This is a genomic window from Bradyrhizobium sp. 142 (assembly GCF_023074015.1).
GTDB lineage: Bacteria > Pseudomonadota > Alphaproteobacteria > Rhizobiales > Xanthobacteraceae > Bradyrhizobium.
Map to the genome: position 1 here is coordinate 1 of NZ_JADPKQ010000062.1, position 26,488 is coordinate 26,488.

The following is a 26,488-nucleotide window of genomic DNA, read 5'->3' on the forward strand; positions in this document are numbered from 1 at the left end:
CGACAAGCCTCCGCCAGTCAATCCCAGCAAGCCAAAGCCCAGGTTCTCTCTCGACCAGCTGGAGCTCATCTATGTGTGATTTTCCCGGGACAGCCCTGCCGCAAGCGGGAGAGGCCGAGCAAGCCCGCGGACAATCCGCGTCAGATCCATATGCGGTTCCCTGCCACTTGTGGTGAGAGGTCGGATTGCGAAGCAATCCGGATGAGGGGGACCCTCTGCGAGCTCAGCCATACCGTCTTTGCGGACGCACCCCTCACCCCGACCCTCTCCCCGCGAAGAGCGGGGAGGGAGACGCCTGATCTAGCCCGCAATAGCCCGCCAGTCCGCGCCGCGCAGCATGCGCATGATGGCGTTGGCGACGGCCGTGCGCTGCCGGCCGGCGACGCCGTAGAGGTTGACTGTGCGGCGGGCGTCCAGCCCTGTCACCGCGGTGCGCTTCAGCCCCTCCGGCACGGGCGAGGTACGCGGCACCATGGCCACGCCGATATCGGCCTCCACCAGCTCGATGAGGTCGCGCTCGCTCGAAATCTCGTGGCCATGATCGACGTCGATGCCGTGCTCGCGCAGGCTCGCGGAGATGCGCCCGAAATGCTCGCAGAAGGTTCGGCTGAGCAACTGCTCCGCGCGCAAATCGTCCAGCTCGATCGTGTCGCGATCGGCCAGTCGATGCTTGCTGCTGACGACGAGCTCGAAGCCTTCGGTGAAGAGCGGCCAGACGTCGAGCCGATCCCAGGCCTCGTCGATCTCGGCGGCGATGCCGAGCTCGGCATCGCCTTTTCGCAGATAGTCGCCGACTTCGCGGCTGGAGCCGCGCAGGAAGCGAAATTCGAGCCGGTTGAACTGCCGCCTGATCTGGTTGAGATGGGGAATGAGCAGTGCCAGGTCGATCGAATGCGTCAGTGCGATGCGCAGCGCGCCGATCTCGCCGCTCCTGAACGAGGAGGCGAGCGAGCGCGCGCCGGAGGCGGCGTCGTAGCACTGCTTCAGGAGCGGGTGCATGCGCTGGCCGAGTTCGGTCAGCTGTGCCGCCGGACGCTCGCGACGGAACAGGTCGCCGCCAAGCTCGGCCTCGAGCTGCTTGATTGCCCGCGTCAGCGAGGGCTGTGTCACGTTGCATTCCTCGGCCGCGCGCGTGAAGTTCAATAGCTGCGCCACGGCGAGAAAGTAGCGGACCTGGTGCATCTCCATGGATCGGCTCTCCGGCAGGATCGGTCGGAAATCTAGCCCAACGGGGTGGGGAATGACATCCCGGCGGTCATAGCGCGCGCGTATGGTTTCGGAAGCCAGGCGGCATTTCCGTTCACTCCGGCGATCCTTCAGGGTCTTGCGGAAGCGCGGGCTCGGCCACGCGCCAGCCATCATCGACGGAGGATTTGTCATGAACATCCCGGTAAAGCCGCAGCCGTCCCAGGCGGCACACTCGCCGGCCGGAAAGGTGGCGCTGATCACCGGTTCCACCAGTGGAATCGGCCTCGGCATTGCGCGGGCGCTGGCCGCTGCCGGCGCGGACATCGTGCTCAACGGTCTCGGCGCTGCAGCCGAGATCGGGCGCACACGCGAACAGATCGCCGCCGAGTTCGGCATCAAAGCGAGCTTTTCTCCGGCGGACATGACGCGGCCCAAATCCATCGCCGAGATGGTCGCCGCCACCATTGCTCAAGCCGGGCGGCTCGATATCCTGGTCAACAATGCCGGCGTCCAGCATGTGGCGCCGCTCGACCAGTTTCCAGTCGACAAGTGGGACCAGATCCTGGCGATCAACCTGACTTCGGCCTTCCACACCACGCGGCTTGCACTGCCTGCGATGCGCCAGAACGGCTTTGGCCGGATCATCAACATCGCCTCTGCCCATGGCCTCGTCGGATCACCGTTCAAGGCCGCTTATGTCGCCGCCAAGCATGGCGTCATCGGCCTTACCAAGGTGACGGCGCTCGAGACCGCCGAAGAGGGCATTACCTGCAACGCGATCTGCCCGGGTTATGTGTACACGCCGCTTGTCGAGGCGCAGATCGACGGGCAAGCCAGGGCGCATGGCATTTCGCGCGACCAGGTGATCCGTGACGTTCTGCTGGCGCAGCAGCCGAACAAGCGCTTCGCCACGGTTGAAGAGCTCGGCGCGCTCACAGTGTTCCTATCGACCGCCGCAGCCGCTTCGATCACCGGAATTGCGCTTCCGGTCGACGGCGGCTGGACCGCGCATTGACATGAGCCGGCGTAACAAGCCGCAGCCGGCTGCGAATATACGGGCGGTGCAAGTGCACCAGGAGCGTGACATGAACAGCATGCAGGGCAAGACGCAGACTATTCGGAAGGACCTGCCGGGACAGGTCGTGCTGGTGCTGCAGGGTGGCGGCGCGCTCGGATCCTACCAGGCCGGCGTTTACCAGGCGCTGCACGAGGCCGGTATCGAACCGGACTGGATCATCGGCACGTCGATCGGCGCCATCAACGCCAGCCTGATCGCGGGCAACGAGCCGAAACACCGGCTTGTCCGCCTGAAGGAATTCTGGAAGAGAATGGAGCAGCATCCGGTCTGGAATCTGCGCACCGCATTTCCCGGTTTCAACGATAAGCTGGCCTATTGGTCGACCGTCACCCATGGCATTCCCGGATTCTTCCGGCCCAATCCGCTGGCGCATGCCGGCGATTCCTATCCGCTGGGAGCCGATCACGCCGGCTTCTATTCGACCGCGCCGCTGGAAAATACGCTTCTCGACCTCGTCGACTTCGCCCTGGTAAATCGCTGCGCGCCGCGGCTCACGGTCGGCGCGGCTCATGTCCGCAGCAGCCAGATGCGCTATTTCGACAGCCGCGACGGCGAGCTGACGGTGAAGCACATCATGGCCTCAGGTGCGCTGCCGCCGGCCTTCCCCGCGGTGCGCATCGACGGCGAGCTCTATTGGGATGGCGGCATTCTGTCGAACACGCCGACGGAGGCGGTCTTCGACGACAATCCGCGCAAGGACTCGCTGATCTTCGCCGTCCACCTCTGGAATCCTGTCGGCGCCGAGCCGACGACCATGGCGGAGGTGCTGAACCGGCACAAGGATGTGCAATATTCCAGCCGCATCGCGAGCCAGATCGTCCGTCAGCAACAGGCTCATCGTCTGCGCCATGTCATCAACCAGCTCGCCGCGCGACTGCCGGAGAGCGAACGCAGCGATCCGGCGGTGCGTGTACTGGCGAGCTATGGCTGTCCGACGCGCATGCACGTCGTCCGGCTGCTGGCGCCGCAGCTCGATCACGAGACCCACACCAAGGATATCGACTTTAGCCGGTCCGGTATCATGCGGCGCTGGGATGCGGGCTACGCCCACACCAGGTCCGTGCTCGAGCGAAAGCCATGGGTCGGCGAATTTGATCCACTGTCCGGCGTGGTGCTGCACGAACATATGGAGGGCATGCCGATGGCGGCAGAGTGAGCGCCGGAGCACGCGTCGCTTCACGCAATGACGATTTGGCCAGGCCGCAGGTCCGGGCTATTGTCGCAGGGTCTGCGTCGAAGGGCTTGCAATTGGTCACTGACAAAGATCTGGAGGATGCGCTCACTCTCGTCCGGGCTGAAGCCGCAGGACCAGTTGCGGGAGTGTTCGGTCCGGCGTCGTTGACCTGGCGGATCGACAGGGAGGCGGTGATCTTTCTCGGCGCCGGCCGCGCGCTGCTGCTTCAACTGGCGCATCCCTGGGTCGCTGCCGCCATCGCCGAGCACTCCCGGACATTGGCTGATCCGATCGGCCGCTTCCATCGCACCTTCGGCATCGTCTTTGCCATGGTGTTCGGGCCGCTGGATCGCGCGCTGCTGTCGGCCAGGCAACTGCATGGGCGCCACACCATGATCGTTGGACAGATGCCCGAGGCCGTCGGCCCCTTCGCGGCGGGCTCGCGCTACTGTGCCAATGAGGTCGCGGCACTGCGCTGGGTTCACGCGACGCTGGTCGAGACCGCCCTCATGGCGCATGACCTGGTTCTGCCGCCGCTCTCGGTCGAGGAGCGTGAGCGCTACTGGACCGAGAGCCGGCTGTTCGGCGCCTTGTTCGGGTTGACGCCGGATGACCTGCCGGAAAACTGGTCCGCCTTTGCAGCCTCTACCGAAGAGATGGCGCAGTCGGAGACATTGACCGTCGGCGCGGCGGCACGCGAGGTCGCCGCACAGATATTCGGTGGCGCGCGACCGTGGTTGCGGCCACCGCGATGGTACCGCTCCCTCACCGCGAGCATGCTGCCGGAGCGATTGCGGACAGGCTTCGGATTTGAACTCGACGAACGCGACACCAGGGTCGCCGACCGCGCGGTGAGATGGATCAAGCGGATCTATCCGAAACTGCCCGACCGGCTGCGCTATGTCGGTCCCTACCAGGAAGCGCAGGCGCGGCTGAATGGCAGCACCGAGCCCGACTGGATGACCCGGTGTCTCAACCGGGCCTGGATCGGGCGGCCACAAATGGACGATCGTGGCAGGGGGTGAAGACCTTGGCTCTTAAACCCGTCATCCCCGCGCAATGGCGAAGCCATTGTCGCTGGAGGTGCGAGGCTTGCGATGCGATTGCATCGCAAGGGGAGCCTCGAAGGATGCTCGGCCCCGCTGCTGCAGCCGGGCCGTCGCCCTTCGAGGGCCGCTGAAGAAGCGGCCACCTCACAGGGTGACGGGAGATAGAGCGGCGTAAGGTGCCTCCACATCGTCACAGCAATGACGGAGTGTGAGGAAACGCCTCAGGCTCACACCAGCGCCAGCTTCCGGTACAGCGCGCTATAGGTGCCGGCCGAGATGCTCCAGGAGAACGACCGTCCCATGGCGCTGCGGCGCATCGAGTCGAGCTGGTCCTGGGCCATAAAGGTCGAGAACGCCCGGCGGACCCCGCCGAGAAAGGACTCGTGCGAGGGTCTTGAGAACAGGAAGCCGGTCTCGCCGTCGGTGATGGTCTCGGCCAGCCCGCCGGTCTGGTGTCCGATCGGCAACGAGCCGAAGCGCTGGGCGTACATCTGGCTGAGCCCGCACGGCTCGAAGCGCGACGGCATCAGGGTGAAATCGCTGCCGGCAAAGATCCGCCGGGCCCGGGCGTCGTTGAAGCCGATCGCGACCCCGATGGCGTCGGGTCGGCGGCGATGGGCGTTGATCAGTGCCTGCTCGAGCGCCGGCTCGCCCGAGCCGGTGACCACGATCTGCCCGCCGGCATCGACGATCTCGTCGGCCGCCGACAACACGAGGTCGATGCCCTTCTGGTGCACGAGACGCGCGACGATGCCGAACATCGGGCCGCGCGACACCGCGAGCCCGAACTGCTTGCGCACATAATCTGCATTGGCCCTCTTGCCGACCCAGTCGCCGGCGCCGAATTGCTGGGCGAGCTGGGCGCAGGAGCGCGGGTCCCAGCTCTCATCGATGCCGTTGAGGATGCCGGTGAGCTCGGCCGCGTCGGACCGCAGCCGCAACAGGCCTTCCAGGCCGCAGCCAAACTCGGGCGTGGTGATCTCGTGCGCATAGGTGCCGCTGACGGTTGTCAGGTGGGACGCATAGACCAATCCCGCCTTCAGGAATGACACCTTGTCGTAGAACTCGACGCCGTCGATGTGGAAGGAGCTTTCCGGTGCGCCGATCCGCCGCAGCGAGTCCTTTGGAAAGAGGCCCTGATAGGCGAGATTATGGATGGTCAGGATCGACGGCACCTTGCTGCCGCGCCAAGCGAGATAAGCCGGCACGAGCGAGGCCTGCCAGTCATTGGCATGGATCAGGTCTGCTGCCCAATTCTTGTCCAGATTGCCCGCGGCCAGCTCAGCGGCCGCCGAGGCAAAGCGGGCGAAGCGGATGTCGTTGTCCGGCCAGTCGCGCCCGGACTCGTCGCCATAGGGGTTGCCGGGACGGTCGTAGAGCTGTGAACACAACAGCACATAGACCGCCAAGCCATCCTTAGTTGCGGCGCGGCCGAGCGAGCAGGCCGGCATCTCCGCGAAGGCGGGACAGCGGCCGACGACCTGAATATGCGTGAGTTGCTCGATGATGTCGCGATAGCCGGGCAGCATGATCCGGATATCGGCGAAGGGACGAAGGGCTCTCGGGAGGGCTGCGGAAACGGCACCAAGTCCGCCGACGCGGACGAAGTCGTCCATCTCCGTTGTGACGAACAAGACCCTCAAGAACGGCTGCCCTCTGCCGAGCCCGCTTGCTGCTATGCAAGAACGGGTCCAGTTGCCCTGAAATTTCCAAGCCCGCCTACACGGCGCGTCCGTTCGGTAAAGACTTTCCTACTCAGCCGCCGCCCTCTAGGGTCGGCGCACCAACAAGAGAGAACATCGATTGTTCCTAAGCGGGCCAAGGACGTAAGCAAGTATGCAGCTAGCAGATAAGCATGAGGGGACGACGACAAAGGCCTTCGCCGGCCTGCGGGTCCTGGATTTTTCGACCACCATCGCCGGTCCCCACTGCGCGCGGATGCTCGCTGACATGGGTGCTGAGGTGATCAAGATCGAGACCGAGGGCGGCGAGACGATGCGGACCCGGCCGCCGCTGCGCAAGGGGTGCAGCACCGTATTCGGCCAGCTCAATGCCGGCAAGAAGAGCGTCGTGCTCGACCTGAAATCCGAGGACGGCAAGGAGGCGGTCCGCCGGCTGGTCGCGACCGCCGACATCCTGGTCGAAAATTTCCGTCCCGGCGTGATGCGCCGCCTGCGGCTCGACTACGATGCCTTGCGTCCGCTCAATCCGAAGCTGATCTACTGCTCGATCTCAGGCTACGGCCAGACCGGGCCGTCCGCGGAGCTGCCGGCCTACGCGCCGGTGATCCATGCCGCCTCCGGCTACGACATGGCGCATCTTGCCTACCAACCCGGACGCAATCGTCCGGATTATTGCGGCATCTACCATGCCGACGTCGTCACCGGCACCTACGGCTTTGGCGCGATTGCATCCGCGCTCTATCAGCGCACCGTCACCGGCCGCGGCCAGCATGTCGACGTCTCCATGCTGGAGTCCATGCTGACTTTGACCCTGATTGAGTTGCAGAGCTCGCAATTCGCGGTGAAGCCGCCGCCGCGTCCGATGTTCGGCCCGACCGAGACGGCCAACGGCTACGTCATGATCACGGTTGCGAGCGAGAAGACGTTCCAGGGATTGATGGGCGTGATCGGCCGTCCCGACTGGATTTCCGATGCGCGCTTCTCCACCTATGCGGCGCGCCGCGAGAACTGGGCGGACTTGATGGACGGTGTCGAGGCCTGGTCGCGGCAGCTCTCGACCGACGCATGCCTTGCAGCACTGGGCGCTGCCGGCGTGCCGGCTTCGGCCTACCGCACCGTATCTGAAGCGCTACGAGATCCTCAGCTCGCGCACCGGCAGGCGCTCTCTGCTGTCGAGGACGAGGGCGGCTCCTTTCAGATCCTCAACTTGCCATTCCGGATGTCCGATGCCGACACGATGCCCGGCAAAACGATGGCCGTGCTCGGCGAGCACACGCGCGAATTGCGCGAGGAGGTCGGCCTCGCCGACGGCGCGTCAATTCCGTCAGGCAAAACCGCCCTGCAAGGCTGACGGACGGCTTGGTGCGGCAAGCAATGCGGCCTTGCACGCGGCCGGCTTGCCAGCATCTGCCGGCGTCAACTAGACAGGTCCGGGTTTGTCTGGCTCCGCCACTCATGGCATGGTGGCGGCGATAACAAGAAGCATGCGGGAGGACGCCGATGAAGAGTTTCAAGGTCGCCGATTTCAAGGCGCCGCTGCAGGAATTCGACGAAGCCACGCCGCAGCCGTCCGGCATGCAAGTACTGATCAAGGTGAAGGCGGCCGGCGTGTGCCACAGCGACCTCCACATCTGGGAAGGCGGCTACGATCTCGGCCACGGCCGCAAGCCGCTGTCGCTGAAGGATCGCGGCATCAATCTGCCGCTGACCATGGGCCACGAGACGGTCGGCGAAGTTTTGGCCTTCGGGCCGGACGTCAAGCCGACCGACCAGGGCGATCTCAAACTCGGCGATGTCGGCCTGGTCTATCCCTGGATCGGCTGTGGTAAATGCGCAACCTGCCTTGCCGGCGATGAGAACATGTGCCTGACGCCGCGCTCGCTCGGCGTCTATTGCGACGGCGGTTATGCCGACCACATGCTGGTGCCGCATCCGCGCTATCTGCTCAACCTCAGGGGACTCGATCCCGCGACCACCGCGCCCTATGCCTGCTCGGGCGTCACCACCTACAGCGCGCTGAAGAAGGTCGAGCAGCATTTCGACACCCCGATCGTGATGTTCGGCGCCGGCGGTCTTGGCCTAATGGCGCTGTCGCTGCTCAAGGCGATGGGCGGCAAGGGTGCGATCATGGTCGACATCGATGCCAGGAAGCGCGAGGCGGCGGAGAAGGCCGGCGCGCTGGCCACCGTCGATCCCAAGGCGCCGGATGCGCTCGAGCAGCTCGCGAAGAAAGCGGGCGGGCCGATCCGCGCCGTGATCGACCTCGTCGGCAACGCCGCCACCACGCAGCTCGGTTTCGACTGTTTGACCAAGGGCGGCAAGCTCGTCCTCGTCGGCCTGTTCGGCGGCGGCGCGACCTGGGCGTTGCCGCTGATTCCGATCAAGGCGGTGACGATCCAGGGCAGCTATGTCGGCAATCTGCGCGAGACGCAGGAACTGCTCGAGCTTGTCCGCAGCAAGAAAGTGCCTCCGATCCCGGTGACGCCGGTGCCGCTCAACAAGGCCAACGACGCGCTGGTGCAATTGCAGCAGGGCGCCGTGGTCGGGCGCATGGTGCTGACGCCGTAGTCATCTGCTGTTTGTTGGTCGTCATGGCCGGGTAGAAGCGCGAAGCGCGTCTTCGCGCTAGATGTCCCGGCCATCCACGTCTAGCCACAGTGTCGGTGTCGAGACGTGGATGCCCAGGACAAGCCCGGGCATGACGTCGGAGAGAGCAGGGGATCCTAATGTCCGCAAACAACGCCTTCCACATTGCCGTGCTCGCCGGTGACGGCATCGGTCCCGAGGTCATGGCGCCGGCGATCGAGGTGCTGCGCAGGATCGAGGCGAAGTCGGGCTTGAGCTTTCGTTTCACCGAGGCACCCGCGGGCGCCAACAACTATCTCGCGACCGGCAAGTCGATGCCGGATTCGACGATCAAGCTATGCGAGGAGGCGGACGCGATCCTGCTCGGGGCCTGCGGGCTGCCGTCGGTGCGCTACCCCGACAATACCGAGATCGCGCCACAGATCGAGCTGCGCTTCATCTTCGATCTCTACGCCGGCGTTCGCCCGGCGCGGCTGATTCCGGGCGTGCCGAGCCCGATCGTCGGCGCTGACAAGCGCGGCATCGATCTCGTCGTGATCAGAGAATCGACCGAAGGCCTGTTCGCCTCGATGGGCAAGGGCGTCGTCACGCACGAGGACGCACGCGAGACGCTGGTGATCACGCGCAAGACTTCCGAGCGCCTGTTCGAGTTTTCGTTTCGGTTGGCCGAGCGGCGCAAGGCGCGCGGCAAGCCAGGCGTGCTCACTTGCGTCGACAAGGCGAACGTGTTTAAGGCCTTTGCCTTCTTCCGCGGCATCTTCGACGAGATCGAGAAGCGTCACCCCGAGGTGAAGACCGACCGGCTCTATGTCGATGCCTGTTCGGCGATGCTGGTCAAGCGCCCTTGGGATTTCGACGTGTTGGTGATGGAAAACATGTTCGGGGACATCGTCTCGGACATCACCGCGAGCCTGATCGGCGGCCTCGGCATGGCGCCGTCGGCCGACATCGGCGACAAGTACGCCGTGTTCCAGCCCTGCCACGGCACCGCGCCCGATATCATGGGGCAGGGCAAGGCCAATCCCACCGGCATGATCCTGTCGGCCGCGATGATGCTGGACTGGCTCGCCCAAAAGCACGGCGTCGAGAGCGCCGCCGAGGCCGGCGAGACAATCGAGCGTGCAGTGGACCAGATCTATGCAGGCGGTATCAAGCCGATGGAGTTCAGCGGCAGCAACGGCACGGCTGACATCACGAAAGCGGTGCTGTCGTCGCTCTAGCGGTCAGGCACAGAAATGGGGCCTCGCAGCCCCCTTCTTGAGATCACCAGCGGCGCCAGTGACGATGACCCCAGCCCCACGGGCGTGGGCCGTAGAAGCGTCGCGGGCCGCCGTAATAGCCGTAGGCGCCGTAATAGTTCGGGCGCCAGAAGCAGCGGCCCCAGGGATTGCAGACCCAGCGCACCTGATCGACATTCGCGGCCGGCCCGCTTGCAATTCGATCCGCCTGTGGGATGCCGTTCGGCATCGCCGCGAGCGCCGGCCCCGAAGCGAGCACCACACCACCCAGCGCAGCCAGACCAAGAACAGCAAATTTTGGATTCATCGCCATCTCCCTCGTTGATGGCGAAAGAACTGGCAGGAAATCAATTCGTTGCTACTGCGGCGCAGGCGCGCGAGGAATTTAATCTTCCTGAACGCCGGTTCAGCTTCAGCGTCCCTGGAACTGCGGCTTGCGCTTCTCCATGAAGGCCTGCCGGCCCTCGCGGAAATCGGCACTGTCCATGCAGGCGTTGCCGATCGCCTTGATCGCGTCCATATCGCGCTGGCCCGCGTCTTTCAGCACCTCCGCGATGGTGAGCTTGGCGGCCTTGATCGCCAGCGGCGCGTTCTCCGAAATGCCTTGCGCAATCGCCATGGTCTCGCCCCAGAGCTGATCGTCCGGAACTACGCGCTCGACGAGGCCAATACGCACCGCCTCGGCGGAATCGATGCGCATGCCCGTGTACATCAGCAGCCGCGCCCAGGACGGGCCGACCAGCGACACCAGGTGCCGCAATCCGTCATAGCCATAGGCGATGCCGAGCTTTGCGGCGGGAATGCCGAACTGGCTGGCATGCGCAGCGATGCGGATGTCGGCGAACATCGCGACTTGCATGCCGCCGCCGAGGCAAAAGCCCTGGATGCTGGCAATCGTCGGCTTGGGATAGTCGGCTAGCAGCGCGCGCTGGGCCGCGCTTCGCTTGGCGTATTCTTCGGACGCCGCAGCGTTGTGGCGGGTCCTCTCGAACTGGCTGATGTCGGCGCCCGACACGAACGCCTTGCCGCCGGCGCCGCGCAGGATCACGACGCGGACCGCCGCGTCGTCGCGCAGGCTCGTCAGCGCCGCGCCGAACCCCTCCCACATCTCCAGCGACATCGCGTTGCGCTTGTCGGGATTGTTGAAGGTGATCACGCCGACGCCGCCCGTGGCGTGCCTGAGGATCTTGCCGTCGGCGTATGAGGTTTCAGTTGTGTTGGATATCTCAGGCATTGCGCACCCGCTCGTCGTTGGCTGGGCGCAATGTGCGACCGCGGCGAGGCCGGGGTCAACCGCGTCAAGGCGAGGAGCTTTGCATCCGTTGTGCCGCGATTGCATGGCGCGGTCGCGCTTACTGCACCATGTGCGCAGTGAGCGGGTGATTGGCGGCATTGCTGAAGAACGCTGCCTCTTCGGCGGTGGCCTGCAGCAACTGCTCGTCCTGATTATAGACGTCGTTGCGGAACTGGACGGTCTGGTCCTTGGTCATCCACGCGGTGAGATAAATCCAGGCCACCGGCACCTTCTTCGCCAACGCGACCTCCAGATGCTGTCCGCTGGCAATTTCGGCGTCGATCGCAGCGCGGCTCCATTTCGGCTGGTCCTTCAGCAGCCAGGCGGCGAGATCGCGGACGTTGTCGACGCGCGAGCAGCCGTGGGAATCGAAGCGATAGTCGTCGCTGAACAGATTGCGCTGGTTGGTATCGTGCATGTAGACCGAATAGGGGTTCGGCATGTCGATCTTGACCGCACCAAGCGCGTTGAAGGTGCCGTTCTGCTGGCGCACGGTGAAATTCGGCGTGTGCGTGCCCGACCAGTCGACCGAATGCGGATCGATCGGATTGTCGTGGCCGTCGAGCACATCCATGTGCATGCGCGACAGGTAGGTGGGATCCTTGCGCATATGCGCCGAGATCTCGCTCTTGGCGATCGAGGACGGCACCGTCCAGGTCGGGTTGAGGACGACGCTGGTGATCGACGCGGTCAGCGTCGGTGAAGGCTTTTCGGTCTTGCCGACGATCACGCGATAGCGCCGCACCACGACGTCGTTCTCGATCGCCTCGGCAAAGGCCGCGGGGATGTTGACCACGACATAGCGCTGACCGAAGCCGAAGTTCATGTTCTCGAGCCGCTCGAGCAAAGCCTCCAGCTGGCGGATGCGTTTCTGTACCGACACGTTCATCGCGGCGATCGTGCGCGGGCTCATCAATCCCGTTGGCGCCAGTCCATGACGGGCCTGGAAGCGCTTCACGGCGTCCGCCACATCCTGATCGAAGGTGCCGCTCGTCTTGTCCGCCACAAGATCGCCGGAGACGATCAGCCGCTTGCGCAGCAATTCGTCGTTCGCACCCTGGGCGCCGAGCGCGAACTTGGCGTCGGCGGGGATCATCGGCCAGCCGCCGCGCACCGCGATATCGGAATAGCTGAAGGCCGCGTCCCTGATCCGTTGCGCGGAGCCCTCGTCATAGGTCGGGTCATGCGTCAGCGCGAGTGCCGCGGCCGAGCGGCCCTCCGGGGTCGAAGCGGGCAACGAAGTGGCCGCTTTCGGCGCAGCCGCATGGGCCGGATTGGCGGCAGCCGGCACGGTGCCGGCCGCCGTCGCCGGCTTGGGGCCGGCCTGTCCCGTGGTCTCGGTCTGCGCAGGCGCGGAGGCGCTGGCGAACAGGCCCATGAACCAGCCCGTGGCAATGATCACGGCATAGCGCTTCGACATGTGTCTTATCTTTCCCCATGAGCACGAGGCCCGGGCGGGCGCTCGCATTGGCAATTCCCGGCCACCGGCGCCGATTCGCGAAAATCAGCGGGAGGCTAGCGCCTCGGGATGGCGGTCCCCTTAACCATGGCGCATCGCGAGCCCCGCGCGTTTCGATGCGGGTCTCTCGATTGGGTCGCGACAGGAGCGGGATGGGTTCGCGAAAACGCGACGCATGGCGGGCATGAATGCCAAGAAAAAGGGGCGGTCGGGCCGCCCCGAGAACCAACGGCCACGCGCGCTGCGCGCGGGCCCAGATCTAATCCAGCACGTCTGATCCAGTACGTTCGATCCAGTCGGTCTCGTTCAATCCGGCCGCGCCTCGTGACGCGGCGGATTGAACATCGGCCATAAAGGCCAAACCGTCGATCGATCCTTAGGCTTCGTTCGCCGCGATCGATTCCATCAGCGAGACCAGCTGACGCTGTACCGTCTGGTCCTTGATCTTGCTGTAGGCGCGCAACAGGCGGAGGCTGAAAGCGCTGTCGAGAAACAGCAGGCTCTCGACTTCGCGCGCCTTGTTGTCGCCGTCATAGAAGAAGGTGACGGGCACATCGAGGGCGGTGGCGATCTGCTGAAGCCGAGCCGCGCCGACACGATTGACGCCCTTCTCGTATTTCTGAACCTGCTGGAAGCTGACGCCGAGCTTGTCGCCCAGCTCCGCCTGCGAGATCTTCATCTCGACACGACGCAGACGGATGCGTTTGCCCAGCTCAATGTCGGGCTTGCCGGCACTGCGCTGCTTCATTCTTTTCGCCGCTGTTTTCATACTTTTTCTCATCGTTCTTCGGTTGGAAATCCCCCGAAGAGGTGGGTCAGGGGTTCGCCCATATACTCGTCCTTGAATTCATGCGGATGCACGAACTCTTCCTTAAACCACGGGAATCGTGCCGGATTGAAAGCCTCGATCAGCCAGTCAATCATGTGCCGCACTCTCGGTATCCGGCCGCTACCGGGGTGGTAGGACAGCCAGATGTCCAGCGGTCTGTTCAGCTCGACCTCCAGTGGAATCAACTTCCCGCCAAGCGCAATGGCGTAGCTCGGGAATACGCCGATGCCGGCACCGTTCGCGACAGCCCAATAGTTGGCGCTTGAGACGTTGGTCTTCATGACCAGAAGGTCACGTTCCGAAACGCCCGGGAAGAAGCTTTCGAACGATTCCTTGGCGGCGAGCTGGTCCGCGAATTGCAGCACCAGGCGGTGCTTGATCAATTCCGCCGCGGTCCGCGGCGCGCCGTGTTTTGCGATGTATTTCTCGGCGGCCCAGAACATCAGATGCATGCGGCCGAGCCGCACCAGCTTGATGTCGAGCGCTGAAGGCCGCGACAGGTGGATGGCGACATCGGCCTCATGGCGGGAGACGTCGGCCGAGCGCATCGCGCAATGCAAATCGACCAGGATCTTCGGATAGGCCTGCTGGAATTCGACCAGCCGCGGAGCGAGCCAGAACGTCCCGAGCCCCTCGGTGACGGCGACGCGGACTTCGCCGGACAGAGCGTTGGCCATCGAATCGCTGGCGCGCAGCACGTCGAAGGTGGCCGCTTCCATCCGCTCGACTGCGGAGACCACCAGCGCGCCGTCGTCGGTCAGATGGGTGCCGTGGACGTCGCGGGTGAACAGGGTGGTGCCGGTCTGGCGCTCGAAATCATCGATCCGCCGGCGGACGGCGTTGATCGACAGCGACAGGCGTTCGGCCGCCGAGCGGAAACTGCCGCATCGGACGACTTCCAGAAAGATCCGCGCAGCATCCCAATCCGAGAGGCCGCTGAGATTTGTCTTTGAGCGTTCTTCCAGTGGAACGCCCCTTTCCGCCACGGAGTGCATACAAGTCCCTTCCGGTCACTAAACTGGCAGAATCTAGCGCGAACCACAACCACGGCGGGTTGGGGATCGGTGAGTTTTGAACGCCATCCTTACCGTGCTAAAAGTGGTATTCGAGTGTGCCGAGGCTGGGGAATCGGGCAATTGATCGCCTGGAAAAGGGGTGCGCGTGCGTTCCGTTGCGGGCCTTGAAATGGCTGCGGGATTGCCAGGTTCGTCGGGACCCGAAGGCGTCGTGCGAAAGTTCGCGCGACCTTGCGAGCAGCCCTGCGAAGTGGATCATCTTCAGCGCGCCAGGCGTTTCATCCGTGAGTGCTTCGAGCTTCGCGTGCGCAGCGCCGTAACAGCCAACGGAATCCCGGTTTCGAAGCTGAAACATGCTGAAATCGTATTCGAAGGCGCGGACTCGCCATGCTATCTTGCATTGGGCATGGGGGCCGAGGGGATGGTCACAAATACTTTTCGCAGGCCGAACTAACGGAAAGAACGCCGGTGTCGCATTCAGTCGAACAATTGCAGTCGGTGCTGGAGACGCTTGAGGGGTGCCGCAAGGTTCTCAACGAGAGCAACAGCCGTGAGTCGGCCGAGCTGCTGTCCATCGTCATCCTCGATGTGCGGATGAGACTCAAAGGAATTGACGATGCCGATCTCAAGGCATTGTGCGACGAAATGCTGCGGAGCGCCGCCAGCGAACCGCCGCCGCCCTCCAAGCAGACGCAGGACCAGCCCCGGCGTCCGCTGCTCCGCGTGGTGAAGTAGCCGCGCCGCCGAATTTCGCTTTTTCGCGAGATTTGTGCGCGTCCCGATGCCGCATCTGTGATTGCAGACGGCATCGGGAGGAGCCCTGGTTTGATAGCGCCTCGGTTGCGCATTCTCCCGCATCGGTTACACCTGAGCCGGTTCGGCTCCGATCCGGCGTGCATTTTCGCACGCGGTCCCGGAGCATGAGATGGCTCCGACTTCATCATGCAAAATGTTTCGATCCCGGCGGCGCTGATTGCCGGCCTCGTCAGCTTCCTCTCTCCCTGCGTCCTGCCTCTGGTGCCGCCCTATCTGATCTATCTGACGGGCGCCACGATCGAGCATGTCGAGAGCAATGAGCCAGCCTCGGCCTCGAAGCGCGCGATCATGATGTCGGCGCTGCTGTTCGTGCTCGGCTTCTCCACGGTCTTCGTGGCGCTCGGTGCCAGCGCCTCGCTGATCGGCGGGCTGATCCGCGCCTGGTCGGCCGAGCTGTCGATTCTCGCCGGAATCGTCATCGTCGTGATGGGTCTACACTTCCTGGGACTGACGCGGATCGGCCTGTTGATGCGCGAGGGCCGGATGCCGATCCCGAGGCCCGTCGGCCTGTGGGGGGCCTATATCATGGGGCTCGCTTTCGCCTTCGGCTGGACCCCCTGCATCGGCCCGATCCTGGCCGCGATCCTCTCGATCGCGGCAGCCGAAGCGACGGTGACCAAGGGCGCAGGCCTGCTCGCAGTCTATTCCGCCGGTCTCGGCATTCCCTTCCTGATCGCTGCCCTGATGATCGAACAGTTTTCTACACTGTTCGCGCGCATGAAGGGCCAGCTCGTCAACGTCGAGCGCGCGATGGGCGTGTTGATGGTGATCACCGGCATCGGATTTCTCACCGGCGCGGTTTCGAACGTGAGCATCTGGCTGCTCGAGACGTTCCCGGCGTTGCAGACGATCGGGTAGAGCCTCAGCCGGGTGCGACGCTCACCTCTCGATGCGATTCCATGTGGTCGCTCCGGGGCAGCGGCCGCCTTCAAGGCGGCCACTCCCTTCATCGCATCTGATCAGTCGATTTCCTGAACGACCGTCCGGGAGCCCGGATCCACGAGCATCACGCGATCGCCGGAATAGACGTAGCGATACTTGATGAGCGAAGGGCCCCAGTCCGCGGGAATGGCCTCGAGCTCGACCTCGCTCGGCACCGTCGCGCCGACGACGATCTTTTCCTTCGTCGTCACCGGACGGAGGCGATGTTCCGTGATGTAGGACTTGATCCTGGTTCGGTACTCCGGCTCGATCTGAACCGCTGCGTGACCGGTTCCGGTCGTCGTCACCACGGTCGATTGCGCGAAAGCGCCGCTCGAAATCAGGACCGCCGCAGCGGAAAGCAGCAACAGCTTCTTCATCTTGTCCTCCTCGTTGGAAATATGCGCCGCGACAACCTCTCATCGCAGGCGACGTTCCCTCGGGAATCGGAACAAATTGCCGGTTTTTCCCGTCCGTGAATCTGCCGGGCTGGAATGTCCGGTGAACTGGAGGGGGAATGGAGCTGAAGATAGCGACTGCAGCGCTGATGGTTGCTGCAATGTCCCTGCCAGTGTTCGCGGCCGACAAAGGCCGCCCATATAGTCTGCCGCGCGCCAACGCACCAAAAGGGATGCCAGTTGCAGTGCAACAGGTCGTGCTGGCGTAGCCCTGCGACGGAGATTACCTCCAGCGCACGCGAAATGACTTCCGTCCCGCCAACGTTTTACATACGCTTCCCTTGCGCAAGCCGCATACCGGCTGCGCTCACGACCGGGCTACAGGGCCGGAGCATCAAAGGGAGGGAAGACGATGAAGCGAAGGTCATTTCTCGCTGGTATCGGTGCGACCACTGCGGCGGCTACGATGGGCGTGCCGTCGATCCTCAGGGCGCAAGCGCCGATCACGTTGAACGGCGCGGTCCAGTTCAACGACGACCATGCCTTCAACCGGGCACTGATCCGGTTCGAGGAGCTGGTCAAGAAGTACTACGGCAAGCCCGTCAACTTCACGCTGCACAAGAACTCCTCGCTCGGCCTCGAGAAGCAGTATTTCGAGTACATGTCGCAGGGCAAGGCGGTCGATTACGGCATCGTCTCGCCGGCCCACATGTCGACCTTCGCCAAGGCGGCCCCGTTCATCGATGCGCCCTTCGTGTTTAAGGGTATCGAGCACATGAACAAGGTCGTCGAGGCCAATATCCTGGCGCCGATCGCCGACGAAGTCGCTGCGAAAGCCGAGGTCGTTCTGATCGGTTATTCCGGCGGCGGCATCCGCAACATCTTCGCCAACAAGCCGCTCAGGAATCTCGCCGATCTCAGAGGGCTCAAGGTTCGCGTGCAGGGCGCGCCGATCTGGTCGAAGACGTTTGCTGCCGTCGGCATGAGCCCGACCGTGATCGCCTATAATGAGGTCTACAACGCCATTCAGAACGGCGTGATCTCGGCCGGCGAAAACGAGGCGGCCGGTGTCGAGGCGATGAAGTTCTACGAAGTCGCACCGCATCTCAATCTGACGCAGCACGCGGTATCGATCCGGCCGATCTGCTTCTCGGTGAAGACGCTGAAGACCTTGCCGAAGGACTTGCAGGACGCGATCATGAAGGCCGGCAAGGAGGCCGGCGATTACGGCCGCCAACTGGAGTCGAGCGAGGAAGTCGTCAAGCTCGACACGCTGGAGAAGGCGGGCAAGCTCAAGCGCGTTCCGTTCGAGGAGCGCGACGCCATGAAGAAACTCGCCGATCCCGTGATGGCTACCTACGCCAAGGAAATCGGCGCCGAGGGCATCTTCGAGAAGATCAACGTCGCCTGAGAATTGTCGCTGTCCACGCGACAGGAAGTAGGGGCAAGCCAGACGGCTTGCCCCGTTCCGTGATTGTGATCTCCTGGAGCCATGATGACTGAAATACCGATGCCACCGAACCCGTCGCTATGGCGCCGAGCAACGGCGGCCTATGCAAAACTGCTGGAAATCCTGCTCGCCGCCTGTGTCGGCATTCTGGTCGTTCCGGTCACGCTGCAGATCATCTCGCGCTACACGCCGTTCATTCCGTCCTACATCTGGACCGAGGAGATGGCGCGCTTCCTGTTCGTCTGGACGATCATGATCGGCGCCATGGTCGGCATAAGGGAGTCGCAGCATTTCGAGGTCGACGTCTGGCCCGATTTGTCGCGCCGAGGCGAGGCGGCGGTGCGGATTTCTCGCGCGCCTCGGCATCCTGGTGATGGCGGTGGTGTTCGTGTGGGCCGGGCTCGAATTCACGCGTTTCGCCTGGAACCGTACGTCGGAACTGGCGGATCTGCCGCTCTGGATGATTCATGTCGCCTGGCCCGCGGCCGGCGTGACGTGGATCGTGTTTGCCGGTGAACAGATCGTCGACGAGATGCGGATTCTGGTTGGGGCAAATCGATGAGCGGTAATATTCTTTCTGCCGGACAGGCCGCCATGGTCCTGTTCGGGACTTTCGTTGGCCTGCTCATCATTCGCGTGCCGGTCGCCTTCGCGCTCGGGCTTGCCTGTGTACCGATCCTTTTGATCGAGCCGCGCCTGTCGATCATGACGCTCGCACAGGAAACCTTCAACGCCTACAATTCGTTCATCCTGCTGGCGGTGCCGTTCTTCCTGCTGACCGCCAATTTGATGAGCATCGGCGGCATCACCGACCGCCTGGTCGCGTTGTCGCGCTCGATGGTCGGACACTGGCCGGGATCGTTGGCGCAGATCAATGTCGTGCTGTCGGTGTTTTTTGCCGGCATCTCCGGCTCTTCCACCGCGGATGCGGCAAGCCAATCCAAGATCTTCATCGACGCCCAGACCAAGGAGGGCTACGACCTCTCGTTCTCCATCGCCATCACCGCTGTCTCCGCGGTGCTCGCCGTCATCATCCCGCCCTCGATCCTGATGATCGTGTGGGGCGGACTGATCTCGACCTCGATCGCCGCGATGTACCTCGCCGGCATCGTGCCGGGGCTTCTCATCGCTGGGGCACAGATGGCCACGGTGCACGTCTATGCCGTGCGCCGCGGCTATCCGACCTATCCGAAGGACAGCTGGCGGGATATGTGGTGGGCGATCTTGCGGTCGATACCGGCGCTGACGACGCCATTTATCATCGTCGGCGGCATTTTGCTGGGATGGTTTACCGCGACCGAATCCGCATGCGTCGCGGTGCTTTATTCCGTGGCGCTATCGACGTTCTTCTACCGTGAAACCGGGGCGCGCGAACTCTACAAGGTGCTGCTCGACACCGGGCGTCTTTCCGGCGTCGCGCTTTTCTGTGTCGGCACCGCAAGCGCGTTCGGCTGGCTCTTGGCCTATTACCGAATCCCGCAGGAACTGCTGGCCAACGTCTCGACCTGGGGTATGGGCGCGATCGGGGCCGGCTTCTTTATTTCGTTCTGCTTCCTGGTGGTGGGCTGTTTCCTCGACGCCATTCCGGCAATCATCATTGTCGGCACGGTGCTGGAGCCGTTGGCGAAATCGGTCGACCTGCATCCGGTGCAGTTTGCGATCATCTCGATCGTTTCGCTGGCCTTCGGGCTGGTGACGCCGCCCTATGGCCTTTGCCTGATGATTGCCTGCTCGATCGCAGGCGTGCGGTTGCGCTTTGCGCTGAAGGACACCGCCATCATGCTGGTGCCGATGCTGCTGGTGCTGGCCGCGCTGATCGTCTGGCCCGATGTTTCGCTGTTCCTGCCGCGCCTGCTCGTGCCGGAGATGTTGAAATGAATGGGGTGCGATCCCGCCGCCCTGATGCCGCGAGATCGGCCCATTTTGCCTAGAGATTGCTTTCGGTGATCGCGGCGTAGACCATGCTGCGCAGCTCGCGGCGGATCGGGTAGGCGCTCGACGGCAGCACCTGCGTCATGAAGATCGCGATCAGCTCCTCGGCCGGGTCGATCCAGAACGAGGTCGTCGCCGCGCCGCCCCAATTGTATTCGCCGGAGCTGCCGGCGATCAGCGTCTCGGACGGGCGCATGGTCACGGCAAAGCCGAGCCCGAAGCCGATGCCGTGATAGGCGGCTTCCGAGAACAGCGAGCGCGAGACCTCCGGCAGCGACCGTCCGCCCGGAATGTGATTGCTCGTCATCAGCGCCAGCGTCTTCGGCCCAATCAGACTGACGCCGTCGAGCTCGCCGCCATTGAGCAGCGCGCGGCAGAAGGTGAGATAGTCGGCAACGGTCGAGCACAGCCCGCCGCCGCCGGAGATGAAGGTGGGCGGGATGAGGAACGAGCTCGTCGTCGGGTCGTCCTGGAGCGTCAGGCCCTCCCTGCGCTGCCCGGCATGAAAGGTCATGCCGCCGCCCGGGTCGGCGGAATAGCAGGCCGCGAAGCGGTGCGCCTTGGCGGCAGGGACGTAGAAGTCGGTGTCGGCCATGCCGAGCGGATCGAGGATCCGTGCCTTGAGGAATTGCTCGAACGGCATGCCTGCGATCTTGCCGACGAGATAGCCGAGCACGTCGGTCGCGACGGAGTAGTTCCAGGCCTCGCCCGGCGAGAATTCCAGTGGAATTTTTGCGAGGCTCTCGATCATGGTCTGGAGCGTGCCGGATTTCTCGACCTCGCCGATTTTCTCGGTGCGATAGGCGGCGTCGACATTGGAGCGCTGCTGGAAGCCGTAGGTGAGGCCGGCCGTATGGCGCAGCAGGTCGACGATCAGCATCGGCCGGGACGGCGGCCGGGTCAGGAAGGCGGGCGAGGTGCCGGCGACGAACACGCCGAGATCCTTCCATTCCGGAATGTATTTGGCGACGGGCTCGTCGATCGCGACGAGGCCTTCCTCGACCAGCATCATGAAGGCGACGCTGGTGAGCGGCTTGGTCATGGAATAGATGCGGTAGATGGTGTCGTCCTTGACTGGCGCCTTGCGCTCGACGTCGGCAAGGCCCTGGGCCGAGCTGTGCGCGACCTTGCCGCGGCGATAGACCAGCAGATGGCTGCCCGGGAAGCGGCCAGCATCGATGTACCGGTTCTTCAGATGCGCATCGATCCGGTCAAGCGCGGCCTTGGACATGCCGACGGATTCAGGCGAGGCGGGGGTCGGGGCGAGCATCAGTTCCTCCGGGCAGGTTTTTCTCAGGAGGTTGATAGCCGAAATGGCAGTCCCATTCCAAGCGCATCGCGCTTAACGCGGCCCCCGTCGATTGGTATAGTCTCTACCTTGGAACGCTTCCAAGGAGCCCTTAAGGGGCCAACGAGAAAATCGCAGGCAAACGCACCATGACCCAGTTCAACGAGAACGAGCTCACGCAAGCCGTCGTCAAGAGCTTCGACAACACGCCGAATCCCCGCGCGAAATTCCTGCTCCAGGAATTGGTGAAGTCGCTGCACGATTACGTGAGTAAGACCGGTCTCACCTTCGAGGAATGGGACTACGCTATCGATTTCCTGACCCGCACCGGCCAGAAATGCACCGACACCCGTCAGGAATTCATCCTGCTGTCCGACGTGCTCGGCGTCTCCATGCTGGTCGATGCCGTCAACCACCGCGACCGCGACGGCGCCACCCAGACCACGGTGCTCGGCCCGTTCTATGTCGGCCAGCACAAGGTGACCGCACACGGCACCGACATCTCCCCGAACAATCTCACTGGCGAGCGGATGTTCGTGCAGAGCCGCGTCACCGATCTCAAGGGCAAGCCGCTTGCGGGCGTGCCGGTCGACGTCTGGCACGCCGACGATGACGGCTTCTACGATTCACAGAAGCCGAACTATGACGAAGTCGGCGCTTCGGCGCGGGCGCGCTTCATCACCGATGACGACGGCCGCTTCTTCTTCCGGACCATTTTGCCGTGCAGCTACCCGATCCCGACCGACGGTCCCGTGGGCGAGATGATCATGCAGACCAAGCGGCATCCGATGCGCCCGGCGCACGTCCATTTCCTGGTGAATGCGAAGGGTTTTGAGCCGCTGATCACCCACGTCTTCATGGGCGGCGACAAATATCTGGATTCCGACGTGGTGTTCGGGGTCAAGGATGATCTTATCGCCAAGATCGAGCCGCGCAACGATCCGACGATGCCCGACGGCTCCAAGGCAAACGGGCAGTGGCATTTGATGAGCTACGAATTCCACCTCAAGCCCGGGGGAGGCATGGCGCCGAAACCGCTCGGGGTAAAGGCCGGGGAGCCGGCCTGACGGCTCGCCGGCGGGGTGTACGTCAGCGCCCTATAAAGGCTGCCAGTTCGTCAGGCGCCCCCATCGGAAAGGCTTCCTTCATGAAGTCGAGGAAGGCGGATACGCGCGCGCTCAAGAGCCGGCGCGATGGATAGAGCGTCCACAGCGCGATCTCTGGTCCGTCGATGTCGCCCCAATGCACCAGCGTGCCGGCAGCCAGGTCATGACTGACCAGTGACACCGGGAGCCGTGCGGCGCCGACGCCTGATCGGACTGCATCGCGGACCATGACGAGCGATGATAGGCGAAGGACCGGATCAACCGCGATGCGCGATCGTCCGCTTGGCACCGTCACTTCCCAGGTTGTTTTCCGGTCGCCCGCTCCGCGCATGACAGCCGGCACAGCGAGATTGTCGCTCGGTCGTTTCAGGTCCGGGCTCGCCACGACCACCAGCCGGTCGCGCAGGAAGATTCGACCGACAAGGCTTTCATCCGGATCGGGATTGACGCGGATCACCAAATCATACCCTTCCTCCACCATGTCGACGGAGCGATCTTCCGTCGTGACCTCAAGCCGGACCTCCGGATATCTGAGTGCGAATCCGGCCGCGAGCTTACCCATTGCAGTCTGCGAGAACAGCAAAGGCGCGCTGATCCGCAAGCTGCCGCGCGGGCTGTCCCCACCCGAAGCGATCGCTGCCGCGGTCTCGTCGAGCTCGGTCAGCAGCGCGCCCGTCCGCTCGTAAAGCGCCCGTCCTTCCTGCGTGAGCTTCAAGGCGCGCGCTCCGCGTTCGAACAGGCGCAAGTCGAGGCTGCTCTCGAGCTCCGCCACCCGGCGGGACAGGGTTGCTTTCGGGCGTCCGGTGACGCGCGCGGCCCGTCCAAACCCGCCGTGCCGGGCGACGAGATTGAAGTCAGCAAGGGCAAGGAGGTCCATTCGTTCCACCTATGAGACGGTATGTCCAGATATACCGTCTATAGGTCCGGATGTGGATCACTAATTTCGGGGTGTCTTTTTGACCCAAACCGGAGTGATCCCCATGACCATCCTCGTTACCGGAGCGACCGGCACAGTCGGCCGCCAAGTTATCGAACAACTCGCCCGGCGCGGCGCCGATGTGCGCGCGCTCGTCCGCGACCCCGCCAAGGCCAACTTTCCGGCGGGCGTCACCGTCGCGCAGGGTGATTTGCTCGACGTCGAATCTCTGCGCGGCGCGTTCTCAGGTGTCTCCACCCTGTTCCTGCTCAACGCTGTCGTACCCGATGAATTCACACAGGCACTGATTGCGCTCAATCTCGCCCGCGAGGCCGGCATCGAACGGATCGTCTACCTGTCGGTGATCCACAGCGATGTCTACGTGAACGTGCCGCACTTCGCGGGCAAGTTCGGCGTCGAGCGGATGATCGAGCGGATGGGCTTCAACGCCACTATCCTGCGGCCCGCCTATTTCATGAACAACGATCTCACGATCAAGGATGTCGTGCTCGGACACGGTGTCTACCCGATGCCGATCGGCAGCAAGGGTCTCGCCATGATCGACGCACGCGACATCGGCGAGATCGCGGCGATCGAGCTCATCCGCCGCGAGCAGGCCACCGGGTCGCTCCCGCTCGAGCGGATCAATCTCGTCGGTCCGGCTACGCTGGCCGGTTCGGACGTCGCCGCGATCTGGACGGCGGTGCTGGGCCGCACGATCGCCTATGGCGGCGACGACACCGGCAGGTTCGAGCAGAACCTCAGGCAGTTCATGCCGAGCTGGATGGCTTACGACATGCGCCTGATGAGCGAGCGTTTCCTCAGCGAGGGCATGATCCCCGAGGCCGGCGACGTGGCGCGCCTGACTGCGCTGCTCGGCCGTCCCTTGCGCTCCTATCGCGGTTTCGCGGCAGAGATCGCCGGCTCGGCCTGACGGCACGGGAGGAGCAGGCCGAACAGGGATGAACGGCGACAACCATGCCGTTGCTCATGATGCGTCTCCCTTATTGTTATTTTGCTCCGTCATTCCGGGGCGCGACAACGTCGCGAGCCCGCAATCCATGTCTCAACAGTCACTGCGGCCCAATGGATCCCCCAATGTGCAATCGCGCATTGGGGTTCGCTCTGCGCCCCAGGATGATGACCTGATATGCCTAACGCGCATGCAGCAGTGCGAGCAGGACGACGACTGCGCAGGCGAGCGCCGCCGAGGTCAGCTTCCAGAACATCAGCGGGTTGCGCTCCAAGAGCGGCGTAATCCGCGTGTCGAGATAGGCCGGATTAGGCGAGCGCAGCTCGAAGACGAATTCGGACAGATCCTCGTGCCGCTTGTAGTGATCCGGATGCAGAGCGCGCCTGAGTGCGCCATCGACCCACGCAGGCACGTTGCGGTCGTCGCCGGCTGGGCGATACTGGAGCCTCCGCACGTCCGCCTTGCGCCGGATCCTGGCGATTTGGCTGCCGTAGGGAAGCTTTCCCGTGAGCATCTGGTAGCAGATCACGGCCAGCGAAAACATGTCGGAGCGCGGCGAGCCGCCTTCGCCGAGAAAATATTCAGGCGCCGTGTATTGGACCGTGCCCAAAATTTCGTCGGCCTCACCTAGCGGCGCCACCTCGGTGACGCCTGCCACCCTGACCGATCCGAAGTCGATGATCTTCGCGGTGCCCGTCTTGTCGATCAGGATGTTATCGGGCCTGAGATCCTGGTGCAGCATCTCCATGCGGTGGAAGGCGCGCAAGCCCGCGGCGATCTGCTCGATCAGGCCGCGGACGGTTTCGAGATCGGGGCGCGGATTGTCGGTCATCCACTGCTTCAGGGTCTGCCCTTCGATGAATTCGGTCGCGACGTAGAGGTAGCTGCGCCGTCTCGACTGTGACAGCGGCTTCAGCACGTGCGGGCTGTCGATCCGGCGCGCGATCCATTCCTCCATCAGGAAGCGCTTGCGATACGCGGCATTGTCGCGCAGGTCGATCGACGGCAGCTTGAGCGCGACCGGCGCGTCGGTCTCCGCATCGACGGCAAGATAGATATGACTGCGGCTGCTGCCGTGGATCTCCCGGACGATCCGGTAGCCGTCGAACATCGCCCGCGGCTCGGGCAGTGGAGGAAGCGGCAGTTCGGAGGTCTGGTTGAATATGCCGGTTGGGTCGCGCTGCGGCACCGCATCGATGCGGAGGATCTGGACGGTGATGTTGTCGTCGCTGCCGCGCCGATATGCTTCGTCGACGATCGCCTTCGCCGCCCCGTCGAGCTCGCTTGCATGCTCGCTGAGCGCGCTCGTGATGAAACGCTGATCGACGAATTCGTAGGCACCGTCCGTTGCCAGGATAAAGGTGTCGCCGGCCTCGATCTCGAAAGCCTGGTAGTCGATCTCGAGCTGCGGGTTGATGCCGAGCGCACGGCCGAGATAGGTCTGCTCCGACGATACGATGATCCGGTGATCGTCGGTCAACTGCTCGAGCGCCTTGCCGGCCACGCGGTAGATGCGGCAGTCGCCGACATGGAAGATATGCGCGGTGGTCGCCTTGATGACCATGGCGCTGAGGGTGCAGACGTAGCCCTTGTCGCGGTCATAGGCATATTGGCTCTTGCGCGTCTGCGCGTGGAGCCAGGAATTGGTTGCATCCAGTACGCGGCGCGCGGACGTCTTCACCGTCCAGGTTTCCGACGTGCAGTAATAGTCCATCAGGAAGCTCTTGACCGCCGACTCGCTGGCGATCTGGCTCACCGTGCTGCTCGAGATCCCGTCGGCCAGAACGGCCGCAATACCCTTGAGGCTGAGCTGAGGCTCTTCCGGAATCAGGACGCCGTGAAAATCCTGGTTGATAGGCTTGCGACCCCTATCGGAGTGCTGGCCGACCGAAATCAGGAGTCCGCGGGTCATCGTCATCACCGGGAGAGGCAGGACAATCGCATATGGAGTACACGATGCGGCGACATCGGCCCCGGGCTCCCTCTCCCGCTTGCGGCAGGGCTGTCCCGGGAATGATTCACTATGCCGCAGCGCATGCCCGGCAAATCCAGCGTGAACCGGATACTTTCTGGTTGTCGAGACACAGAAAAGGGC

At 63.7% G+C, this 26,488-nt stretch carries 24 protein-coding genes and 1 pseudogene; 14 read left to right on the forward strand and 11 right to left on the reverse strand.

Features of this window, described 5'->3' with window-relative positions:
- Nucleotides 1–300: 300 nt before the first annotated feature.
- On the reverse strand, nucleotides 301–1,188 hold the full coding sequence (locus IVA82_RS06895) for a LysR family transcriptional regulator (RefSeq protein ID WP_247389214.1): 888 nt from the start codon (nucleotides 1,186–1,188) through the stop codon (nucleotides 301–303).
- Nucleotides 1,189–1,378: 190 nt separating this feature from the next.
- On the opposite strand from IVA82_RS06895, the gene IVA82_RS06900 reads away from it, so the two are divergent.
- From IVA82_RS06900 to IVA82_RS06910, 3 genes are all read left to right on the forward strand, one after another.
- Nucleotides 1,379–2,203 carry a 3-hydroxybutyrate dehydrogenase gene (locus IVA82_RS06900; protein ID WP_247389215.1) on the forward strand — a complete coding sequence of 275 codons (825 nt, stop codon included), beginning with the start codon at nucleotides 1,379–1,381 and terminating at the stop codon, nucleotides 2,201–2,203.
- Nucleotides 2,204–2,273: 70 nt separating this feature from the next.
- Nucleotides 2,274–3,422, forward strand: coding sequence for a patatin-like phospholipase family protein (locus IVA82_RS06905; protein ID WP_247389216.1), 1,149 nt, complete (start codon nucleotides 2,274–2,276; stop codon nucleotides 3,420–3,422).
- 92 nt (nucleotides 3,423–3,514) lie between these two features.
- Nucleotides 3,515–4,465, forward strand: a complete 951-nt coding sequence (locus tag IVA82_RS06910; protein ID WP_247389217.1) for an oxygenase MpaB family protein — start codon at nucleotides 3,515–3,517, stop codon at nucleotides 4,463–4,465.
- Nucleotides 4,466–4,716: 251 nt separating this feature from the next.
- On the opposite strand, the gene glgA is transcribed toward IVA82_RS06910, so the two are convergent.
- Nucleotides 4,717–6,132, reverse strand: coding sequence for a glycogen synthase GlgA (gene glgA / locus IVA82_RS06915; protein ID WP_247383525.1), 1,416 nt, complete (start codon nucleotides 6,130–6,132; stop codon nucleotides 4,717–4,719).
- Nucleotides 6,133–6,325: 193 nt separating this feature from the next.
- Between glgA and IVA82_RS06920 the strand changes: the two genes are divergently transcribed.
- From IVA82_RS06920 to IVA82_RS06930, 3 genes are all read left to right on the forward strand, one after another.
- Entirely contained in the window at nucleotides 6,326–7,522 is a 1,197-nt protein-coding gene (locus tag IVA82_RS06920; RefSeq protein ID WP_247383524.1) for a CoA transferase, read from the forward strand.
- Between the two features lie 149 nt (nucleotides 7,523–7,671).
- Nucleotides 7,672–8,739 carry an alcohol dehydrogenase gene (locus tag IVA82_RS06925; RefSeq protein WP_247383523.1) on the forward strand — a complete coding sequence of 356 codons (1,068 nt, stop codon included), beginning with the start codon at nucleotides 7,672–7,674 and terminating at the stop codon, nucleotides 8,737–8,739.
- A gap of 158 nt (nucleotides 8,740–8,897) precedes the next feature.
- Complete coding sequence (locus IVA82_RS06930; RefSeq protein ID WP_247383522.1) at nucleotides 8,898–9,977, forward strand: isocitrate/isopropylmalate dehydrogenase family protein; 1,080 nt, start codon at nucleotides 8,898–8,900, stop codon at nucleotides 9,975–9,977.
- 43 nt (nucleotides 9,978–10,020) lie between these two features.
- Here IVA82_RS06930 and IVA82_RS06935 read toward each other — a convergent pair whose 3' ends face one another.
- From IVA82_RS06935 to IVA82_RS06955, 5 genes are all read right to left on the reverse strand, one after another.
- Nucleotides 10,021–10,302: a hypothetical protein gene (locus IVA82_RS06935; RefSeq protein WP_247383521.1), complete on the reverse strand. Its 282-nt coding sequence runs from the start codon at nucleotides 10,300–10,302 to the stop codon at nucleotides 10,021–10,023.
- A gap of 105 nt (nucleotides 10,303–10,407) precedes the next feature.
- The gene (locus tag IVA82_RS06940; protein ID WP_247383520.1) at nucleotides 10,408–11,229 is read right to left on the reverse strand and encodes an enoyl-CoA hydratase; all 822 of its coding nucleotides are present in this window, start codon (nucleotides 11,227–11,229) and stop codon (nucleotides 10,408–10,410) included.
- A gap of 118 nt (nucleotides 11,230–11,347) precedes the next feature.
- Complete coding sequence (locus IVA82_RS06945; RefSeq protein WP_247383519.1) at nucleotides 11,348–12,709, reverse strand: L,D-transpeptidase family protein; 1,362 nt, start codon at nucleotides 12,707–12,709, stop codon at nucleotides 11,348–11,350.
- A gap of 415 nt (nucleotides 12,710–13,124) precedes the next feature.
- A complete protein-coding gene (locus IVA82_RS06950; protein WP_045008888.1) occupies nucleotides 13,125–13,496 on the reverse strand; it encodes a helix-turn-helix transcriptional regulator in 372 nt (123 codons plus the stop codon).
- A 29-nt stretch (nucleotides 13,497–13,525) separates the two neighbouring features.
- Complete coding sequence (locus IVA82_RS06955) at nucleotides 13,526–14,572, reverse strand: LysR family transcriptional regulator (RefSeq protein ID WP_247383518.1); 1,047 nt, start codon at nucleotides 14,570–14,572, stop codon at nucleotides 13,526–13,528.
- Between the two features lie 489 nt (nucleotides 14,573–15,061).
- On the opposite strand from IVA82_RS06955, the gene IVA82_RS06960 reads away from it, so the two are divergent.
- Together IVA82_RS06960 and IVA82_RS06965 are read left to right on the forward strand one after the other, a co-directional pair.
- Complete coding sequence (locus IVA82_RS06960) at nucleotides 15,062–15,328, forward strand: hypothetical protein (RefSeq protein WP_247383517.1); 267 nt, start codon at nucleotides 15,062–15,064, stop codon at nucleotides 15,326–15,328.
- 207 nt (nucleotides 15,329–15,535) lie between these two features.
- Entirely contained in the window at nucleotides 15,536–16,267 is a 732-nt protein-coding gene (locus IVA82_RS06965; protein WP_148737482.1) for a cytochrome c biogenesis protein CcdA, read from the forward strand.
- A 101-nt stretch (nucleotides 16,268–16,368) separates the two neighbouring features.
- Here the strand turns inward: IVA82_RS06965 and IVA82_RS06970 are convergent, their stop codons facing one another.
- Nucleotides 16,369–16,710, reverse strand: coding sequence for a DUF1236 domain-containing protein (locus IVA82_RS06970; protein ID WP_247383516.1), 342 nt, complete (start codon nucleotides 16,708–16,710; stop codon nucleotides 16,369–16,371).
- A gap of 137 nt (nucleotides 16,711–16,847) precedes the next feature.
- Here IVA82_RS06970 and IVA82_RS06975 point away from each other — a divergent pair, with 137 nt between their 5' ends.
- From IVA82_RS06975 to IVA82_RS06990, 4 genes and pseudogenes are all read left to right on the forward strand, one after another.
- Nucleotides 16,848–16,997 (forward strand): hypothetical protein, encoded by a 150-nt coding sequence (locus IVA82_RS06975; RefSeq protein WP_247383515.1) that lies wholly within the window; start codon nucleotides 16,848–16,850, stop codon nucleotides 16,995–16,997.
- A 143-nt stretch (nucleotides 16,998–17,140) separates the two neighbouring features.
- Nucleotides 17,141–18,139, forward strand: a complete 999-nt coding sequence (locus tag IVA82_RS06980) for a TRAP transporter substrate-binding protein (protein ID WP_247383514.1) — start codon at nucleotides 17,141–17,143, stop codon at nucleotides 18,137–18,139.
- 84 nt (nucleotides 18,140–18,223) lie between these two features.
- Nucleotides 18,224–18,740, forward strand: a pseudogene (locus IVA82_RS48915) (TRAP transporter small permease).
- Complete coding sequence (locus tag IVA82_RS06990) at nucleotides 18,737–20,056, forward strand: TRAP transporter large permease (RefSeq protein ID WP_247383512.1); 1,320 nt, start codon at nucleotides 18,737–18,739, stop codon at nucleotides 20,054–20,056. The pseudogene IVA82_RS48915 and the gene IVA82_RS06990 overlap by 4 nt, the downstream one beginning before the upstream one ends.
- 49 nt (nucleotides 20,057–20,105) lie before the next feature.
- On the opposite strand, the gene IVA82_RS06995 is transcribed toward IVA82_RS06990, so the two are convergent.
- Nucleotides 20,106–21,380: a serine hydrolase domain-containing protein gene (locus IVA82_RS06995; protein ID WP_247383511.1), complete on the reverse strand. Its 1,275-nt coding sequence runs from the start codon at nucleotides 21,378–21,380 to the stop codon at nucleotides 20,106–20,108.
- A 167-nt stretch (nucleotides 21,381–21,547) separates the two neighbouring features.
- Here IVA82_RS06995 and IVA82_RS07000 point away from each other — a divergent pair, with 167 nt between their 5' ends.
- On the forward strand, nucleotides 21,548–22,465 hold the full coding sequence (locus IVA82_RS07000; RefSeq protein WP_247383510.1) for an intradiol ring-cleavage dioxygenase: 918 nt from the start codon (nucleotides 21,548–21,550) through the stop codon (nucleotides 22,463–22,465).
- Between the two features lie 22 nt (nucleotides 22,466–22,487).
- Here the strand turns inward: IVA82_RS07000 and IVA82_RS07005 are convergent, their stop codons facing one another.
- Nucleotides 22,488–23,381 (reverse strand): LysR family transcriptional regulator, encoded by an 894-nt coding sequence (locus tag IVA82_RS07005; protein ID WP_247383509.1) that lies wholly within the window; start codon nucleotides 23,379–23,381, stop codon nucleotides 22,488–22,490.
- A gap of 103 nt (nucleotides 23,382–23,484) precedes the next feature.
- Between IVA82_RS07005 and IVA82_RS07010 the strand changes: the two genes are divergently transcribed.
- Nucleotides 23,485–24,354: an NmrA/HSCARG family protein gene (locus IVA82_RS07010; protein WP_247383508.1), complete on the forward strand. Its 870-nt coding sequence runs from the start codon at nucleotides 23,485–23,487 to the stop codon at nucleotides 24,352–24,354.
- Nucleotides 24,355–24,574: 220 nt separating this feature from the next.
- Here IVA82_RS07010 and IVA82_RS07015 read toward each other — a convergent pair whose 3' ends face one another.
- Nucleotides 24,575–26,311, reverse strand: coding sequence for a bifunctional protein-serine/threonine kinase/phosphatase (locus IVA82_RS07015; RefSeq protein WP_247383507.1), 1,737 nt, complete (start codon nucleotides 26,309–26,311; stop codon nucleotides 24,575–24,577).
- Nucleotides 26,312–26,488: the final 177 nt, after the last annotated feature.